Genomic DNA, 20,056 nt, shown 5'->3' on the forward strand with positions numbered 1-20,056 from the left:
TTATTATTATGGCTAAACAAATTAAATACGGACAGGACGCAAGACACGCTCTTGAAAGCGGTATCAACCAACTTGCAAATACAGTTAAAATCACACTTGGCCCGAAGGGCAGAAATGTTGTTCTTGATAAGAAATTCGGTGCACCGCTAATCACAAATGACGGTGTTACAATCGCAAAGGAAATTGAACTTGAAGATCCGTTTGAAAATATGGGCGCTCAGCTTGTAAAAGAAGTTGCAACAAAGACAAATGACGTTGCCGGTGACGGTACAACAACAGCTACACTTCTTGCACAGGCACTTGTTCGTGAAGGACTAAAGAATGTTGCGGCAGGCGCTAACCCTATGATCGTAAGAAAGGGTATCCAAAAGGCTGTTGACGCGGCAGTTGAAAAGTTGCTTTCTACAGCAAAGAAAGTTCAGGGTAAGGAAGATATTGCAAGAGTTGCGTCGGTTTCAGCCGCTAATGAAGAAATCGGTCAGCTAATTGCAGAGGCAATGGAAAAAGTAACAGCAGACGGCGTTATCACAGTTGAAGAATCAAAGACTGCCGAAACATATTCTGAAATTGTTGAAGGTATGCAATTCGACAGAGGTTATATCACACCTTATATGGTAACTGATACAGAAAAAATGGAGGCAGTTCTTGACGACCCATACATTCTTATTACAGATAAGAAGATTTCAAATATTCAAGAAATTTTACCGCTTCTTGAACAAGTTATGCAAGCAGGCAGAAAGATGGTTATTATTGCTGAAGATGTTGAGGGTGAGGCTCTTTCAACGCTTATCGTTAATAAACTTCGCGGTACATTCGTATGCGTACCTGTAAAAGCTCCGGGCTTTGGTGACAGACGTAAGGAAATGTTGCAAGACATTGCAATCTTGACAGGCGGTCAGGTAATCAGTGAAGAACTTGGCTTTGATTTAAAGGATACACAAATTTCACAACTTGGTACAGCAAAGCAAGTTAAGATTCAAAAGGAACTTACAATTATTGTTGACGGTGCAGGCGATAAGAATGCAATCGCAGACAGAGTTGCACAAATCAGACGTGAACTTGAGGCATCAACATCTGAATTTGATAAGGAAAAGCTACAAGAAAGACTTGCTAAGCTTGCAGGCGGTGTTGCTGTAATTAAAGTCGGTGCGGCAACAGAAACAGAAATGAAAGAAATGAAACTAAGAATTGAAGATGCTCTTGCAGCTACTAAAGCGGCTGTTGAAGAAGGTATCGTTGCAGGCGGCGGAACAAGCTATATTGATGTTATTCCGACAGTTGCGGCTTTACTTGAAAAAACCGAAGGCGATGAAAAGACAGGTGTTCAAATCGTACTTAAAGCACTTGAAGAACCGGCTTGGCAAATTGCAAAGAATGCTGGTCTTGAAGGCAGCGTAATCGTGGATAAGGTTAAGGCTTGTGAAACAGGTAAGGGATTTAATGCACTTGTTGAAGAATATGTTGATATGATTTCGGCAGGTATCGTTGACCCGGTTAAGGTTACAAGAAGTGCACTTCAAAATGCAGCATCTGTTGCGTCTATGGTACTTACAACAGAAAGTCTTGTAACAGACATTCCTGAACCGGCAGCTCCTGCTGCTCCGATGGATCCAGGTATGGGAATGTATTAATTTGAATAATATTAAACACAGATTGCAAAATGCAATCTGTGTTTTGCATTATGTGTTGACAAAATTAATTTATAGTTATATAATAAAAATAGAAAAAGGCAAACCTCAAGCGGTTATGCCCAAAAAGAACTATTTATTCAATAGCCGTTCCTGGGTGAGAGGGCGGCTATTGTGCTTTTATGGTAAAAATTATCAATATAGCGATAATTATCAAAACTGCAAATAGCAATTTCTTTGCCATATGTAACAATATGCTTACTTTTCATAAGCATACCCCCTTTCATAAACTCGGCATAAAGCCTGTGAATATAAAAGTGGGCATAACCGCCGGTTAAAAACCGTTAATGAAGTTTGCCTTTAATATCGGATTAATCCGACAAAAGTATTATATATCAACAAATTACAAAATTCAACAAAGTATATAAAAAGACATATAAATGTAAATAGCACATAAAAAAGCAGACAAAGAATTTTTTTCTTTGTCTGCTTTTAAATTAGTTCAAATATTTGTCTAAAACACTTTCTTTAATTTCAGAAACATTGGTTTCAATAACCTTTTTACGAATAGGTAAGATAGCACTTGGAGTGACGGAAAGTTCGTCAACGCCGATAGCAAGAAATGCTTCGGTAAGTTCAAGGTCTGCACCGAGTTCGCCGCAAATTCCAACCCATGTACCGTTTTTATGAGCGTTTTGTACTATCATATTAATAAGTCTTAAAATTGCAACATGATGTGTGTCACAGAATTTGCCTATGTCGGGATTTTGTCTGTCAGCGGCAAGAGTATATTGAGTAAGGTCATTTGTACCGATTGAGAAGAAGTCCAGGTGCTTTGAAAGAATATCACTGATTACCGCTGCGGCAGGTGTTTCAATCATACAACCAAGTTCAACATTCTTTGAATAAGCGATGCCCTCACTGTCAAGTTCTGCTTTAACTTCATCAATTATTTCGAGTATTTTTACGATTTCCCATTCCGAAGCAATCATAGGGAACATAATAGCAAGTTTACCGAATACCGATGCACGATATAGAGCACGAAGCTGAGTCTTGAATATATCCGGTCTTTGAAGGCAAATTCTTATTGCACGAATACCCATAGCCGGATTTTCTTCTTTCGGCATATTAAAGTAATCAACCTGCTTGTCTGCGCCGATGTCAAGTGTACGAACGATTACACGTTTATTAACCATTTTTGAAAGTACATCTTTATATGCGGCAAACTGAACATCTTCAGAAGGATAATCGTTGCTTTCAAGATATAAAAATTCACTTCTGAAAAGTCCGATACCCTCGGCATCGTTTTTCAAAACATTGCCGACATCAAGAACACTTCCGATATTTGCACAAAGTTCAATCTTTTGACCGTCTTTTGTTACGCTCTCACGGCCTTTTAATTGTTGAAGAAGTTTGTTTTGCTTATCAATTTCTTCTTTTTTCTTAGTCATTTCGTTGATTGTAGCTTCGTCGGGATCAATATAAATCGTACCCGTAAAACCGTCAACAATGGCATTTTTGCCGTTTGCATCGGCAGATAAAACGCCTTTTGCACCAATCATTGCGGGAATATTCATCATTCTTGCAAGAATTGATGTATGAGAATTTGTAGAGCCACCCTCTGTTACAAAAGCGAGAATTTTGCTCTTGTCGAACTGAACCGTTTCGCTCGGTGCAAGGTCATCGGAAATGATTATAACAGGTTCGTCCGTAACAAGACCGTCCTTGTCCTTACCTGAAAGAATTTTTATAAGTCTTTCCGAAACGTCTTTGACATCCGCACTTCTTTCACGCATATACGGATCGTCCATTGCACGGAACATTTGCACAAAATTGTCGCAAGTTTGTGCAACAGCGGTTTCGGCATTTATAAGCTGGTCGGTAATTATATTTTTGATTGATTCGATATAATCAAGGTCGTCAAGCATCATCTGATGAATTTGGAAAATCATTGCGTTAGCCTCGCCGACTTCGGCAAGAGCCTTATCATAAAGCATACCAAGTTCACTGATTGTCTGCTGACGTGCTGATTCAAAACGAGCGATTTCATCATCACTGCTTTCGATATGATGTCTTTTAATTGTGCTTTCCTCACGGCTGAAAACAAACACAGGCCCAAATGCAATACCGCTGCATACTGGTTTTCCGGTAATAGTAATCATAATAATCTTCTCCTTTGAAATTTGGAAATTTATATATATAGATATAATATTCTCATACTATGTCATATATATTATACAATATTTTTTACAAAAAGAAAAGAACTATTTTGTTAATTGTTGTGCATATTTTTGCTAAAAACAGTAAGGTTCGTTTGGTGAGATTGTATAAATAAGAAAATAAATGAATTAAGTAATGCAAACGTATTGAATGTACGAGTGAGTTGTGATAAAATGAAAGTAATTGTACACAGTGATAGAATAGGAGAGAAACTAATGGATAAGAAAGAATTTGCACTAAAACAACACGAGGACTGGCACGGTAAAATTGAAGTTGTGTCAAGAGCAAAGGTTACAAACAGAGAAGAACTTTCTGTTGCATACACACCGGGTGTTGCAGAGCCTTGTCTTGAAATTTCAAAGGACGTGGATTTGTCATATAAATACACAAGACGTTCAAATCTTGTTGCCGTTATAACGGACGGTACAGCTGTACTCGGACTTGGCGATATAGGTCCGGAGGCAGGTATGCCTGTAATGGAGGGTAAATGTGCATTGTTCAAGGTGTTTGCAGATGTTGACGCATTTCCGCTTTGCGTTCGTTCAAAGGACGTTGACGAAATTGTAAATACGGTTAAAATGATTGCCGGTTCATTCGGCGGTGTTAATCTTGAGGATATATCCGCTCCGAGATGTATTGAGATTGAAAGAAGATTGAGAGAAGAATGTGATATTCCTGTATTCCACGATGACCAACACGGTACAGCCGTTGTTGTACTTGCGTCGGTGCTTAACGCTCTAAAGGTAGTCGGCAAGGATATTACGGAAATTAAAGCCGTTGTAAACGGTGCAGGCTCGGCAGGTATGGCGATAACAAGACTGCTTGTTTCAAGAGGTTTGAAAAATGTAATTATGTGCGACAAGTACGGCTCACTTTACAGAGGAAACCCTGAAATGAACAGCGAACAGGCAAAGCTTGCCGAACTTACAAATCCGGACAATCTTGATGTAAAGCTTGATGAGGCAATCGTAGACGCAGATTTATTTATAGGTGTTTCCGCACCTGGTATTCTTACGGAAGAAATGGTTGCAAAAATGGCTAAAGATCCAATCGTGTTTGCTATGGCAAATCCTGTTCCGGAAATTATGCCTGACGTTGCAAAGAAGGCAGGCGTAAGAGTTATAGGTACGGGAAGAAGTGATTTTCCTAATCAAATCAACAATGTGCTTGCATTCCCGGGTATATTCAGAGGTGCACTTGACGTAAGAGCAAGCGATATTAATGATGAAATGAAAATGGCAGCCGCACAGGCGATTGCCGATATTATTAAAGACGATGAACTTAATGATGAATATATTATTCCTGACGCATTCGATAAGCGTGTAGCGGAAAACGTTGCAAAGGCTGTTGCAAAAGCAGCAAGAGAATCGGGCGTTGCAAGAATATAAGGAGATGTGAAAAATGAGCAGCATAAAATTACATTGGCTTGAAAACCGTTCAAAAGGCGGATATGTTACATTCGGTGTGCCTTGGAAAAAAGGCGAAGTTACAAAAGAAACAGTATTTTCAGTAAATGACGAAAACGGAAACGCTATTGCATATCAGGAAAAGCCGATTGCATATTATCCCGACGGCTCAACAAAATGGACTTCGTACACAATCAAAACAGACAGTGAAACTGTTGAAATAAACAAAGCGGATAAATATGACGGTTTTGACGGAATAAAGACAAATGAAACAGAAAACGAGATAACTGTTGATAACGGCAAATTTAAAGCGGTATTCCCAAAACAAGGTTCGGTCTTGATGAAAACTCCTTACGGTGATGTAACATTAAAAGCCGTAAAAGAACTTCGCAGTAAAGACGGTGACGTTGAAATAAGAAAAAGCATACCGTATATCGGAGAAATCAATACTGTCGAAATTGAAGATTGCGGTAATTTGAAAACAACGGTAAAAGTTACGGGTGAACACAAAAACAGTGACGGCAGTGAATTTTTGCGTTACATAATCAGATTTTCTGTATTCTATGATGAAAATGAAATCAAGATTATCCATACATTCTTGTATGACGGCGATGAAAAGACCGATTTTATAAAAGGTGTCGGCGTTCAGCTTACAAGAAAAATGGAAGGTGAACTTTATAACAGACGTATAAAGATAACAGGTGACTGCGGTGTCATGCACGAAACAATGCAGCTTTTAAATTTGTGGCGACCGCGTCTTGGACCGTCAATCGGTATTCAGCCGATTTATTCAAAACAGCTTGCGGGCGAAAAAGTAAGCCTTTCGGAAATGGTTGACTTGAGAAACGGTAATGCGGTTACAAAAGAGGAAATTGATAATGTAACAAAGTGGGACAGCTATCGTTTGCAACAGGTTACGGCAGACAGTTTTGAAGTAAAGAAACGCACAGGACACGAAGAATGTACATTTATAAAGGCAAATTGGGGCAAACGCTCAAAAGGTCTTATGTACATTGCGGACGAAATAAAAGGTACGGCATTCTGTATGCACAACTTCTGGGAGAAGTATCCTACATCAATTTATGCTGACGGACTTTGTACGGATAACGCAAGCCTTACCGCGTGGATGGTTCCGCCGGACGCAGAAGCACAGGATATGCGTCACTATGACACCGTTGCACATGACCAAACATATTATGAGGGATTCCCTGAAATAGGCTCGTCGGCATACGGAATTGCGAATACAAACGAAATGTCACTGTTTTTATATGATACAGTGCCGTCGGACGATGAACTTATGAAACAAGCCGAAACTGTACAGAAACCGTCTGTACTTGTTGCAACTCCTGAATATTATCACGAAGTTAAAGCTATGGGTGAATGGAGCTTGCCGTCAAAGGATACACCGCTTAAAAAGTGGCTTGAAGAAGAACTTGACAAAGCATTTGCATTTTATAAGAACGAAGTCGAACAAAGACATTGGTACGGTCTTTGGGATTACGGCGATATAATGCACACATATGACGCACAACGTCATTGTTGGAGATATGATATGGGCGGTTACGCTTGGCAGAATACCGAACTTATACCGACATTATGGTTGTGGCTTGCATTTATGCGTTCGGGCAGAGAAGATATTTTCACTATGGCGGAGGCAATGAGCCGTCACAGTGCAGATGTTGATATATACCATTTCGGTGATTTGAAAGGTCTTGGCAGCCGTCATAATGTTGTGCATTGGGGCGATTCCTGTAAAGAACCGCGTATCGCTATGGCAGGACATCACAGAGCATTGTATTATTTGATGGGCGGTGATCCGAGAATAGGTGACGCAATGGACGATGTTAAGGATGCTGACTATGCAACGCTTAATATGGATCCGCTTAGATATTTCTATAAGAAAGAAGAAATGAAACTTCCTACTCATGCAAGAAGCGGTCCGGACTGGTCAACATATTGCTCAAACTGGTATACGGCTTGGGAGAGAGATAACGATAATCATTATAGAGATAAGATTGTTACGGGTATCAATGATTTGAAAAAGTCGCCTATGCGTATGATTTCGGGTTCAAACTATGAATATGATCCCGAAACGGGCCATTTGGGATATATCGGAGAAAGTGCCGCAGGCGGTGCACACCTTGCCGTTTGTATGGGCGGTCCCGAAACTTGGTTTGAACTTGCTGAACTTTTAGATGATGAAGTATTTAAGGATATGCTTGTTCAGTACGGCGAATTTTACTTCTTACCGGTTGAGGAAAAAAAGAAAATTTCAAACGGTCTTTTGACCGGCAACGGATTTGTTTATCCGTATATGGCATCGGCTTTGTGCGGATATGCGGCAAGAGAAACGGATAATGCCGAGCTTGCATATCAAGTATGGCAAGTGCTTATTCATTCTTTGGCAGGCAAGGACAAGAAAGATAATTTCGATATAGGAATTTACAAGAATTACTTTAATAATGAAAATCTCGAAGAAATGTTCTGGATAAGTACAAACTTTACTTCACAGTGGTGTCTGAATGTAATTGTTGCACTGGAACTTACCAAGGATTACATCAAAGATTCAATCAACGACTACGAATGGGCTGACTGGGTGAAATAAGGATAATTTATGTTATAAAATTTTCCTGAAGATATTGACAAATATAGATGTTGAGTGGTATTATATGTATATACAATTAATATAACTATATATTGATAGTATAATAACTGGAGAGAGGGAGAGGTTTATGAACATGAAAAAAATGGTTTCCTGCTTGGTTGCAGGATCAATGCTTACAATGGCAGTGTCTGCTTTTGCTCAGATTCCGGAAACACAGGTTTCTACAATCAACAATGCGGCTGTTGTAGCATTTGACGGGGTAAACGCACATCAATCAATGAATATTGAGGGTGACGTGTATGCAGGCGGACAGGTTAAGTTTGACAATGCTGGTGAAAACTATCTTGACGGTGATATAATTTCATCACAAGAAGTAAGCTATCAAGACGAATATTCTGCAATCCTTAAAGACACAAACAGAAAAGGTGTGGATAAGGTTGAAGAAAATATGTCAAAGTATCTTGATGCATATTATCCCGATACCTATCTTACAGATGATTCTGTAAAACCCGAAACACCTGCTTATGAAGATGTAGAATACACATCTGCACAAGGTTGGGTAGGCGTTAATGCCTGGTCGTATCCGAGTCTTCCTACCGATGAAAACGGTTATCCATATTACACAATTTCAGAGAATACATCATTTGACGGACTAAGCGTTCAAGGAGGTAAGGTTGTTATCGACACAACAAACGGTCCGGTATATGTAAAAGTTAATCAATTATCATTCTCTACTGCTAATGATAAGAAAGGTTATATTGAAGTAGTAGGCGACAATCCTGCATATCTTATTTCACAAGCTCCGGGTGAGGTTATGGTAAACGTAGTTGACACAGGTGACGGTACATTTGATTTCGGTACAGGCGATTTGAAATGGATTATCGTTCCGAGTCAATGGGGTGACAGCTGGGTTTCAATCGGCAGTACAAGTGCAAACTCTATGATTTGCGCGGATATTTACTATGACGGTGAACCGCAGAATCTATCATTCAATGCTCCGACAAAGGGTGATATAGTTCTTGGCAGCGCACCTGTATCATTCGGTAATACATTTACTCTTGAGGGTGACATTTATTCTTACGGAACATCAAAGTTTGACTTTGACGGTAAGATTACAGGTGACATTGTAACAAAGGCTGAAACGGTAAGATTTGCAAACAGCGGTCAGTATGCTGACGAAAGAGTTACAGGTAATGTAAACGCAATCAATGCAACTTCATATGAAGTATCTTGCCATATGATAGGTAACACTGTAACAAGTGCGGAAACATTCAACATTTACGGCGGCGGTGCTAATATTGAAGGTACAGTATATGCTCCGAAAGCCGATGTAAAGATTGGTACAACATTAGGTAACGGTATTAACCGCGGTCAACTAATCTGTAATTCACTTGATATTTACGGTGATGGTGCGGTAATTTGGGGTCATGCAGGTAATACAACTCCTGACGTAACACCTGTACCGTCAGAAGAACCAACACCGGAACCAACTGAAGAGCCTACACCGGCTCCGACTGTTACACCGGGCGAAGAAGTGGATCTTCAAGGTCTTGGCTATGCGTATATATTCGGTTATGAACCTGCTATTCAAAGAGTAGACGTAACTGACGAAGAAGGTAATGTAGTCGGCGGTAAATGGGTTGCAGAAGTTAAGATGGCTCCTGACGACGCTGTTACAAGAGAACAGGTTGCAGCTATGATTACAAGAATGGTTGACCAAAAGTACGGTACAACAGATACAGTTTATCCTGTAACAGATAACATTGCAAAGCATGAGGGTACATGGTATGTAAGAGGTCTTGCATATCTTGCTCAAAAGGGTGCATTTGACGGTGTTGATTCAGTTGAAATCGGTGCAGTTACAAGAGGCGAAGTTGCAAAACTTCTTGCATACGGTTTGGGACTGACAAAGACAGGTGAAACTGAATTTACTGATATTGCTGATTCACAGTATAAGTCATATATCGAAACAGTAGTTGCTTACGGTTATATGAGCGGTACAAGTGATACAACATTTGAAGCTGACAGAGTTATGACAAGAGCAGAATTCTGTCAAATGTTCAATAATGTTATCGGACGTACAGATATGGGTCTTGTAGCTCAAGACGGTACAACAGTAACTCCTGAATTGTATTCAATCGTAGACCTTGACGGTCACTGGGCAGAAGAAGCTATGCTAAAGGCAACAAGTGCTTATGACGATAACGGTCTTATTGATACAGAAACAAGAATAGCTAATATCAGAAACGTACTTGATAAGTATGATTCACAAACTTGGTATTAATTAGATTAAAAACTCCGACTTCGGTCGGAGTTTTTTGTGTGGAAATATATTTTGTTGGAATGGTATCACAAAACACATTGTAGGGGCGATCATCGGTCGCCCAAAACGGAGAGTAGTGGACGGCACCATGACATCCTACAAAAGCCACCCATCAGACGGCTATGCCGCCGGCTCCCCTCAAGATGAGCCTTGTGAAATATGGCGGACAACGAAAAGTCTCTCCTTGAGTAGAGGTGTCACGATAGTGACGGAGTGGTGGCGAATCATACTATTTAAACTGTAAAAATAAAAACTTATTCCTATAAATCAAAAATGCACTATGTGTAATATTGACATAGTATTTTATTTAATGTATAATATATTTAGTAAAATTTATTTTTAAGAAAAGAGGAAAGAATATGGGTAAAAAGTATAAATTTTTAGCATTTGACTTTGGTGCGTCATCGGGACGTGCAATGCTTGCCACATTTGACGGTGAAAAAATCACTCTTGAAGAAAAGCGCCGTTTTTCAAACGACCCTGTTAACATAAACGGAGATTTGCATTGGGACGTTCTTAGATTATTCTTTGAAATCAAGCAAGGTATCTTAAAGTGTGCAAATTCGGGTGACAGAGATATTGACTGTATCGGTATCGACACATGGGGCGTTGACTATGGTTTGCTTGACGAAAATGACAAGCTTATCGGCAATCCTTATCACTATCGTGATACAAGAACAGAGGGTATGTATGACGAGGCATTTAAACTTGTTCCGAAAGAAGAAATTTTCAAGGAAACAGGTATTGCTTTTAACTGGTTCAATACAATATATCAGCTTTTGTCAGCAAAGCTATCGGGTGATACTTCACTAAAAAATGCAAAAACTTTGCTTATGATGCCTGACTTATTCAACTTCTTCTTAACAGGTGTTAAAAAGACTGAATACACAAATGCGTCAACAACACAGATGTACAACAGTGAAAAGTACGAATGGTCATACGATTTGTTAAAGAAACTCGGTATTCCGACAGATATTTTAACAGATGTTATATTCCCAGGTGAAATTGTCGGCAAAGTAAAACCGGAACTTGCAGAAGAACTTGGTATTGAACAAGTGCCTGTTGTTGCGGTTGCTTCACACGATACGGGAAGTGCCGTTGCTTCAGTACCGGTTGTTGACCAAAAAGACTTTATTTACATATCTTCGGGTACATGGTCACTTATGGGTGTTGAACTTGACAAGCCTAATACTTCGGACGGTGCATTCAACCATAACTTTACAAACGAGGGCGGAGTTAATAAGACAATCCGTTTCTTGAAGAACATTATGGGACTATGGCTAATCCAAGAATCAAGACGTCAATGGGACAGAGAAGGCGAACTTCTAAGCTTTGACGAACTTGAAAGACAGGCAAATGCGGCAGAACCTTTTGCAAGTCTTGTTGATCCGGATTATGCAGAGTTCCAAACACCGGGTAATATGCCTAAGCGTATAAAGGAATACTGTAAAAAGACAGGTCAGAAAGTGCCTGAAACAAAGGGCGAAGTTGTAAGATGTATCGCAGAAAGTCTTGCGTTCAAGTATCGTCAAACTGTTGAGGGTATGGAGGACGTTACAGGCAACAAGTACAATGTTGTTAATATTGTCGGCGGCGGTATCAAGGACAAGATGATTTGTCAATTTACCGCAAACGCAACAAAGCGTGTTGTTAGCACAGGCCCTGTTGAGGCTACAAGTATCGGTAACGTAATTGTACAGGCAATGGCTATGGGTGCGATTAAGGACATCAATGAAGGCAGAAAAGTTGTTCGCAATTCATTCGATATTAAAACATACGAGCCTCAGGATTCAGAAAAGTGGGATGCTGCTTACGAAAAGTGGAAAGAAATTATTAAAAACGCATAATTAAGAATAATTCATAAAAATTCTCATAGTATTTACTATGAGAATTTTTTTATTAGAAAAGTTTGAATAAAGTTGTACACAGAAATGTGAACAATTTTTTTAGATTTTTATTTAACGAAAGGAGAGAATTATATTAATTATGGAATTAGTAAAGGAGAATGTAACTGTAAATCAAGTTTCGTGCAAGGGCGACACGCAGGTACTTGTTGATGAGGACATAATCGTACCCGATGTGAAACCCGATATACTAAAAATTTTGCAGCTTGACGCAGTATCGTGTATTACGAACAAGGAAATTACAAACGGACGAGTAAATGTCACAGGCAGAGTTGATTTGAAAATTTTGTACATACCCGACAGTGACAGAGAAAAGGTAAAAAGTATTATAACGTCGTTTGACTTTACGCAAAATGTGGACAGCAAAAATATAACCGACGATATGACTGCAATTATAATGGCAAACGTGGATAGAGCCGAATTTTCGCTTATAAACAGTCGTAAACTGAGAATTAAGGTGATTGTGGGTTTGGACTATGAGGTTGTAGCCGAAAAGAATGTTGAGATAGCGGTTGAGGCGGAGGACTGCGATAATGCGGAATTGCTCAAGGAAAACGTAAAACTGCAAAATTGTATCGGACTGACGGAAACTGAATTTTCTGTAAAGGAATCAATAGAAGTTCCGAACGGTCAGACATCAATCAACGAGATATTGAAAGTCGATACAAAAATATCCGATTCGGAATATAAAGCGGTTACGGGAAAGATTGTTGTAAAAGGGGAAATAAGTGTATGCGTTCTGTATACCGACAGTGACTGTTGTATTCAGTTTATGGAAAGCGAAGTGCCTTTTACGGAAATTATTGATTGCGACGACGCCGGTGACGAAACGATATGCGATATTGATTACAGCATATCGGACGTAAGGTATCAGATTGCTGAGGATAATGACGGCGATAACAGAATTGTTGATATTGACGTAACCGTTACGGCACAGGTCAAGGCAACGGAAAATGTGGCGGTGGATATGATATGCGATTGCTATGAGCCGTTTACGAAAACTCAGCTTTTAAAGGAAGAAGTGGAACTTGAAGAAGTTGTGTCACGTCCGTCATCACAGAACACAATTCGTGAAATGGTGGAAATGGGCACGGGTACACCGTCCGTTTCCGGAGTGTATGACGTGATAACAAGACCGTATATCACAAAGGCACAGATACAACGCGGTAAACTTTTGGCAGAGGGTAAAATCGAGGCATATATTTTATATTTGACAGACAGCAACGAAAGCCCCGTTTACAGTATGAAAAAAGAATTGCCGTTCAGCTATATGCTTGACTGCGAAAGTACGTACAGTGACCTTATTCCGGAAATAAAAGCGGAAGTAAAGCACACTGCATATAATTTGAACGTGGCGGGTGAAATTGAAATCAGATGTATTTTATCGCTTAACGCAAATATAATCAGAAAAAGAAAAATCGAACTTGTGAATGAAGTGGTGACAGAACCGCTTGAAAACGGTGACAAAAACGGTATAGTGATTTACTTTGTTCAAAAAGGGGATAATCTTTGGGAGATTGCAAAACGATATGCAGTACCGCAAAGTGAAATTTTGAGGTTTAACAATATGGAGGAATCCGACAAACTTGAAATAGGAAACAGATTATTTATTCCGAGCATATAAAAACATAAATACAACTTCTATTTTTTAAAAATAGAGGTTGTATTTTCTTTTATTTTGCGATATAATTAAAGTTAGAATGGAAAAAGGAAGTAGTGCTTATGAAAATTTATAACACATTAACAAGACAAAAACAGGAGTTTGTCCCTATAAATAAAGGTGAAGTTAAAATGTATTCATGCGGTCCTACTGTATATGACTATTTTCATATAGGAAATGCAAGACCGTTTATCGTTTTTGATACAATGCGCCGTTATCTTGAATATCAAGGATATAAGGTGACATTTGTACAGAATTTTACAGATATAGACGATAAGATGATAAAACGTGCAAACGAAGAAGGTATAACGGTAAAAGAGCTTGGTGAAAGATTTATTGCGGAATATTTTAAGGACGCACAGGCAATCGGTATTCACAAAGCCACAATTCACCCGAAAGCAACGGAAAATATTGATGCGATTATCAATGTTGTAAAGAAACTTGTTGATAACGGTTATGCTTACGATGTTGACGGAAACGTGTATTTCTCTACAAAGAAATTTAACGAATACGGCAAGCTTTCAAAACAGCCATTGGAAGATTTGGAGGCAGGTGCAAGAATTGACGTAAACGAACATAAAAAAGACGTTATGGACTTTGCGCTTTGGAAAAAGCAAAAAGAGGGCGAACCTGCTTGGGAAAGCCCGTGGGGAATGGGCAGACCCGGTTGGCACATCGAGTGTAGTGCAATGGTGAACAAGTATCTTGGCGAAACGATAGACATTCATTCGGGCGGTCAAGACTTGATTTTCCCGCATCACGAAAACGAAATTGCACAGAGCGAATGTGCAAATGGAAAGCCTTTTGCAAATTATTGGATGCACAACGGATATATTAATATAAATAACAGGAAAATGAGTAAGTCACTCGGAAACTTCTTTACTGTTCGTGACATACTTAAACAGTATGACGGTGAAGTGGTACGTTTCTTTATGCTTTCGGCTCATTACAGAAATCCTATTAATTTTGATAATGAATTAATGGAACAGGCAAAATCTGCTGTTGAAAGAGTTTACACTTGCATAGACAATCTTGAATTTTTACTTCAAAACAGTGAGGACAGAGAACTTACAGACAGCGAAAAGGAGTATTCAAAAACTCTTGATGACTGCAAGACTAAATTTATTGCGGCAATGGACGACGACTTGAATACAGCCGACGCAATCGCGGCAATATTTGATATAGTTTATGCGTCAAACACCGCATTGTCAAATGAAAATAAGAATGCGAAAGTTGTTGTTGAAAAGACGCTTGACCTTATACATGAGCTTGGCGGTGTACTCGGTTTATTCCAAAAGACACAGGAAAAGTCGATAGACGCAGAGGTTGAAGAATTAATCGAAAAGCGTAACAAGGCAAGAAGTGAGAAGAATTGGGCTGAAGCTGACGCAATTCGTGATAAGCTTAAAGCTATGAATATTGAGTTAAAGGATACGCCGATGGGTGTAAAGTGGAACTACATCTCAGAATAAAAATTAGCCCACAGCGCTATTTTTTACTCGGGCTGGTCGCAGACCAAAGGTCTGCTGCTCGCCATGCAACCGGGGCGGTATCAAGTATACAGCACCCGAGTTTCAAAACAGCACTGTGAACAAATTAATCCACAGCACTTGCTGAAAAAATCCTTAAACTTGGGGAGGTAACTATGCTTACAACTAAAAAGCCGTCACAGTTTTCGCCTTTGGCGCTTGCCTATATAGGTGACGGAGTGTATGAACTTTTTGTTCGTACACGAATTATAGAAGAACACGAAAATCTTCCTGCCAACAAACTGCATAAAAAGACCGTTCAGTATGTCAAAGCACACGCACAGTCAAACAGTATAGACGCAATGCTTGAACATATGACAGATGATGAAACGGCGGTATACAAGCGAGGAAGAAACGCAAAATCGAATACAGTGCCGAAAAACGCAAATATGACGGAATACCGCAGAGCAACGGGATTTGAGGCACTTATAGGATTTCTGTATCTTTCGGGAGAAACGGAAAGACTTGACACACTTATGAATATCGCGTATGAAAATGCGTTAGATAATAATTAATTTAAGGGAGGAAATACGACACATGGATAAGAAAAGAGTCACAGAGCTGTCAATCATTGCAAACAATGTTCGTAAGCACGCTCTTACAGCCGTATACAGTGCGGCATCGGGACATCCGGGAGGTTCATTATCTGTAGCAGATGTTTTGACATTGCTTTACTTTGAGGTAATGAACGTAGATCCGAAAAATCCTAAAATGGAGGACAGAGACAGATTTGTTCTTTCAAAGGGTCACACAGCACCTGCACTATACGGTGTACTTGCAGAAAAAGGATTTATACCAAAAGAGGATATTAAGACATTCAGAAATGTAAACAGCTATCTTCAAGGACATCCTGATATGAACAAAGTACCCGGCGTTGATATGTCAACAGGTTCATTGGGACAAGGTGTGTCAGCCGCAGGCGGTATGGCACTTGCCGCAAAGCTTGACAACAAGGATTACAGAGTATATTCTGTTCTTGGTGACGGTGAGCTTGAGGAAGGACAGGTTTGGGAGCAAGCTATGTTTGCCGCTCATTACAAACTTGACAACTTTACGATTTTCGTTGATAACAACGGCTTACAGATAGACGGTGACATTTCTAAGGTAATGAATCCTAATCCTATCGATAAGAAATTTGAGGCATTCGGTTGGCACGTTATAAAGGTAAGTGCTCATAATTTTGAAGAACTTATGGCTGCTGTTGACGAGGCAAAGGCTACAAAGGGACAGCCTACCGCTATTATAATGAAGTCTGTTAAAGGCAAGAATGTTTCATTTATGGAAAATAACGCAGGCTGGCACGGTTCTGCACCTAATGAAGAACAGTACAATCAAGCAATCGCAGAGCTTGATAAAATAATCAAAGGATTGGAGGCGAGTCTGTAATGGCAAAGAAAGCTACAAGAGAATCATACGGAGCGGCGCTTGTAAAGTACGGTGAAAACCCTAACATAGTTGTGCTTGACGCTGACCTTTCAAAATCAACAAAAACAGAAATGTTCAAGAAAGCATATCCTGAAAGATTTATAAATATGGGTATTGCAGAAAGTAATATGATGTGCGTGGCAGCAGGACTTGCCGCAAGCGGAAAAATCGCTTTTGCGTCAACATTTGCAATGTTTGCCGCCGGCAGAGCCTTTGAACAGGTTAGAAACTCAATCGGCTATACAAAGCTTAATGTTAAAATCGGTGCTACTCACGCAGGCATTTCTGTCGGTGAGGACGGTGCGTCACATCAATGTCTTGAGGACATCGCTTTAATGCGTTCAATTCCTAATATGGTTGTTATAAACCCTGCCGATGATATTGAGGCTATGCAAGCTGTTAAGGCGGCTATTGACCACGACGGTCCTGTATATATGAGATTCGGTCGTCTTGCCGTTGAGGACGTAAACAGTGAGGACTACAAGTTTGAACTTGGCAAGGGCGTTCAACTAAAGGATGGTAAGGACGCAACAATTATTGCAACCGGTCTTATGGTAGGTATGGCACTTGAAGCGGCAAAAATGCTTGAAGAAGAAGGCATTTCCGCAAGAGTAATCAATATCCATACAATCAAGCCTATAGACGAAGAAATAATAACAAAGGCTGCTAAGGAAACAGGCGCTATCGTAACAGCTGAAGAGCATTACATTATGGGCGGTCTTGGAAGTGCCGTTACGGAAGTGGTATGTGCAAATGCTCCTGTACCTGTTAAGATTATCGGTACTGACAGATTCGGTAAATCGGGTAAACCGGCTGAATTATTTAAGGAATACGGTTTAACTCCTGAAAATATCGTTAAAAATGTAAAAGATGCCATTGCAATGAAATAATCATTGGAGGTAAAATTATGAAAAAGTTATTGCTTGTGTTAGCAAGCTTGGCTATGATAATAGGTTTGTGTGCTTGCGGCGGTGGCGGCGGACTTTTTGCAAAGCCGACACCTACACCGATACCTGAAATCGACCCGGCGACACTTATCACAACTGATGATGTTGCACTAAATGCCGGATATACACCTGTTATTGAGGAATCAGGTACAAGTCGTAACGGTAATGTTGCGACAGTGCTTTACAGAAGTGAGCCTATAGGTCAAAATGATACTGTAACGGTTAAGGTTACACAGTTCACAGATACTATTGATTATCAAATGCTTTTCGACCAGTACGAACAGGAAAAGTCAAAACGTTCTTCTGCTGAATTGGTTGAGGGTATAGGACAGGAATCGTATATAGCGTTTCCGACTATCCATGTGTACGACAGAGGCTGTATAATTGAGATTACAGCCGGTTCGGGCAGTGACGATAATCAAAAGACTTTGCTTAAAAATCTTGCGATTACTGCGGCGGGTCGCTTGGAAAGCATAATTCCCGACAACACAGGTCAAAATAAAGAATAAAAACGAAAAGGATATTACTTTAGAGTGGTATCCTTTTTATTTTGACAATTTATAAAAAAAATTACACAAAAGGGGTTGATTTTTTTTGGTAACTATGATATAATCAAAAAATTTGACATTTGGGGCGTTTTGTGTTATAATTATGTTGTTAAGATAGTGGTTAATGAGAAAGGCGGTAAGTAAAGATGTATAGTGTCGGCGATAAAGTTGTACATCCTATGCACGGTGCAGGTACAATAGAAGAAATCAAAGAAATAGAGATTGTCGGCAAAAAACGTCAATACTATGTTCTAAAGTTTGCCATAGGCAATATGGTAACAAATGTACCGATAGAAAACAGTGAAGAAATCGGTATTCGTCCTGTTATAGAAAAGCAGGAGGCAAAAAAGGCACTTCAATATTTTCGTGACGCGGAGCTTGAAGATGACGCGAATTGGAATAAACGTCAGAGAGATAATCTTATTAAGATTAAGTCGGGAGATATTTATCAAGTGATTTTGGTATTGAAAGAACTGATGTACCGTGAAAAAATAAAAGGTCTTTCAACAAGTGAAAGAAAGACTCTTACCAGTGCAAAACAGATTGTTGTAAGCGAACTTGTCCTGTCGGAAGTTGCCGATGTTAGTGACATTGAAAGCATTTTAAACGATACTGTTGACGCGTTGGTTTGATATGTGATTAAAAGTGCAGAGCTATGTTTTATGGCTCTGCTTTTATTTTGAAAGGATATATTATGAAAATAACAGCGGTTATAGTTGCAGGAGGCAAAGGCACAAGAATGGGTGCCGATAAAAATAAGGTTTTTCTTAAAATATTAGGACGTGAAGTGCTTTATTATACAATTTCGGCATTTGAAAAAAATGATAAAATTGATGATATTATAGTTGTCACAGGCAAAAATGATATAGAAGAATGTCAAATACTTGTTGACAAATACGATATAAAAAAGGTATCATATATAACAGAAGGCGGTGCGACACGTCAGGAGTCTGTTATGAACGGACTGAAAAAAGCCGAAGGTGATATTGTGCTTATACACGACGGCGCAAGAGCGCTTGTGACAGATGATGAAATTAATAATTCTGTTGCGGATTGTATAAAATTCGGTGCGGCGGCGGTTGGTGTTAAATGCAAGGACACGCTGAAAAGTGCGGACAGTGACGGTTTTATAGCAGGAACTGTTGACAGAGAAAAAACATTTATGATTCAAACTCCGCAGGTGTTTTATCTGGATAAGATACTTGATATGCACCAAAAAGCACTTGACGAAAATTTTGTCGCTACTGACGATTGTATGATTGCCGAACATTACGGTGTTAAGATAAAAATAAGTGACGGAAATTATGATAATATAAAGCTCACAACTCCCGAAGATATGATAATCGGTGAAAGAATACTCAGAAAGCGAGGTATTACGGAATGAGAATAGGACAGGGATATGACGTTCATAAGCTTGTAGAGGACAGAGATTGTATAATTTGCGGTGTTAAAATACCGTATGAAAAGGGACTTTTGGGACATAGCGACGCAGACGTGGCACTTCACGCACTTGCAGACGCAATTCTCGGTGCGGCGGCACTCGGAGATATAGGAAAGCATTTTCCCGACACAGATGAAAAGTATAAGGGTGCGGACAGCCGTATGCTTTTGAGAGAAGTCGTAAAGAAAGTGGCTGAAAAGGGATATTCCGTGGGTAATGCAGATGTTACGATAGTGGCACAAAGACCGAAGATGTTACCGTATATTGAGCAAATGAGAAAAAATGTTGCAGATGATTTGAATGTCGGTATTGATGATGTCAATATCAAGGCGACAACAACCGAAAAACTCGGCTTTGAGGGCAGAGGTGAGGGCATTTCCGCAACGGCGGTTGTATTATTGAAATAGGGGGATATATGGC

The 20,056-nt window shown here is 39.6% G+C and carries 16 protein-coding genes; 14 read left to right on the top strand and 2 right to left on the bottom strand.

Annotation, left to right across the window (positions count from 1 at the left end):
- The first annotated feature begins 8 nt into the window (after positions 1 to 8).
- The gene (gene groL / locus LKE05_RS05840; RefSeq protein WP_308456230.1) at positions 9 to 1,631 is read left to right on the top strand and encodes a chaperonin GroEL; all 1,623 of its coding nucleotides are present in this window, start codon (positions 9 to 11) and stop codon (positions 1,629 to 1,631) included.
- Between the two features lie 137 nt (positions 1,632 to 1,768).
- Here groL and LKE05_RS05845 read toward each other — a convergent pair whose 3' ends face one another.
- Entirely contained in the window at positions 1,769 to 1,897 is a 129-nt protein-coding gene (locus LKE05_RS05845) for a hypothetical protein (RefSeq protein WP_308456231.1), read from the bottom strand.
- Between the two features lie 228 nt (positions 1,898 to 2,125).
- A complete protein-coding gene (ptsP, locus tag LKE05_RS05850) occupies positions 2,126 to 3,790 on the bottom strand; it encodes a phosphoenolpyruvate--protein phosphotransferase (RefSeq protein WP_308456232.1) in 1,665 nt (554 codons plus the stop codon).
- A 273-nt stretch (positions 3,791 to 4,063) separates the two neighbouring features.
- Here ptsP and LKE05_RS05855 point away from each other — a divergent pair, with 273 nt between their 5' ends.
- The 13 genes from LKE05_RS05855 (at position 4,064) to ispF (ending at position 20,043) form a co-directional block, all read left to right on the top strand.
- Entirely contained in the window at positions 4,064 to 5,236 is a 1,173-nt protein-coding gene (locus tag LKE05_RS05855; protein WP_022230491.1) for an NAD(P)-dependent malic enzyme, read from the top strand.
- 13 nt (positions 5,237 to 5,249) lie between these two features.
- Entirely contained in the window at positions 5,250 to 7,859 is a 2,610-nt protein-coding gene (locus LKE05_RS05860; RefSeq protein ID WP_308456233.1) for an exo-rhamnogalacturonan lyase family protein, read from the top strand.
- 127 nt (positions 7,860 to 7,986) lie between these two features.
- Positions 7,987 to 10,143 carry an S-layer homology domain-containing protein gene (locus LKE05_RS05865; protein WP_308456234.1) on the top strand — a complete coding sequence of 719 codons (2,157 nt, stop codon included), beginning with the start codon at positions 7,987 to 7,989 and terminating at the stop codon, positions 10,141 to 10,143.
- 398 nt (positions 10,144 to 10,541) lie between these two features.
- Positions 10,542 to 12,029, top strand: coding sequence for a rhamnulokinase (locus LKE05_RS05870; protein WP_308456235.1), 1,488 nt, complete (start codon positions 10,542 to 10,544; stop codon positions 12,027 to 12,029).
- Between the two features lie 139 nt (positions 12,030 to 12,168).
- A complete protein-coding gene (locus tag LKE05_RS05875; protein ID WP_308456236.1) occupies positions 12,169 to 13,710 on the top strand; it encodes a DUF3794 and LysM peptidoglycan-binding domain-containing protein in 1,542 nt (513 codons plus the stop codon).
- Between the two features lie 98 nt (positions 13,711 to 13,808).
- The gene (gene cysS, locus LKE05_RS05880) at positions 13,809 to 15,218 is read left to right on the top strand and encodes a cysteine--tRNA ligase (protein WP_117966912.1); all 1,410 of its coding nucleotides are present in this window, start codon (positions 13,809 to 13,811) and stop codon (positions 15,216 to 15,218) included.
- Positions 15,219 to 15,391: 173 nt separating this feature from the next.
- Positions 15,392 to 15,790 (top strand): Mini-ribonuclease 3, encoded by a 399-nt coding sequence (locus LKE05_RS05885; protein ID WP_022229889.1) that lies wholly within the window; start codon positions 15,392 to 15,394, stop codon positions 15,788 to 15,790.
- Positions 15,786 to 16,661 (top strand): transketolase, encoded by an 876-nt coding sequence (locus tag LKE05_RS05890; protein WP_308456273.1) that lies wholly within the window; start codon positions 15,786 to 15,788, stop codon positions 16,659 to 16,661. The genes LKE05_RS05885 and LKE05_RS05890 overlap by 5 nt, the downstream gene beginning before the upstream one ends.
- Complete coding sequence (locus tag LKE05_RS05895; RefSeq protein ID WP_022229887.1) at positions 16,661 to 17,590, top strand: transketolase family protein; 930 nt, start codon at positions 16,661 to 16,663, stop codon at positions 17,588 to 17,590. Before LKE05_RS05890 ends, LKE05_RS05895 begins: the two co-directional genes overlap by 1 nt.
- Positions 17,591 to 17,607: 17 nt before the next feature.
- Entirely contained in the window at positions 17,608 to 18,156 is a 549-nt protein-coding gene (locus LKE05_RS05900) for a hypothetical protein (protein ID WP_308456237.1), read from the top strand.
- 185 nt (positions 18,157 to 18,341) lie between these two features.
- Positions 18,342 to 18,827 (top strand): CarD family transcriptional regulator, encoded by a 486-nt coding sequence (locus tag LKE05_RS05905; protein WP_022229885.1) that lies wholly within the window; start codon positions 18,342 to 18,344, stop codon positions 18,825 to 18,827.
- A gap of 62 nt (positions 18,828 to 18,889) precedes the next feature.
- The gene (gene ispD, locus LKE05_RS05910; RefSeq protein WP_308456238.1) at positions 18,890 to 19,579 is read left to right on the top strand and encodes a 2-C-methyl-D-erythritol 4-phosphate cytidylyltransferase; all 690 of its coding nucleotides are present in this window, start codon (positions 18,890 to 18,892) and stop codon (positions 19,577 to 19,579) included.
- On the top strand, positions 19,576 to 20,043 hold the full coding sequence (ispF, locus tag LKE05_RS05915; protein ID WP_022229883.1) for a 2-C-methyl-D-erythritol 2,4-cyclodiphosphate synthase: 468 nt from the start codon (positions 19,576 to 19,578) through the stop codon (positions 20,041 to 20,043). The genes ispD and ispF overlap by 4 nt, the downstream gene beginning before the upstream one ends.
- Positions 20,044 to 20,056: the final 13 nt, after the last annotated feature.

The organism is Hominilimicola fabiformis (genome assembly GCF_020687385.1).
In the GTDB taxonomy this organism is placed as follows: domain Bacteria; phylum Bacillota; class Clostridia; order UBA1381; family UBA1381; genus Hominilimicola; species Hominilimicola fabiformis.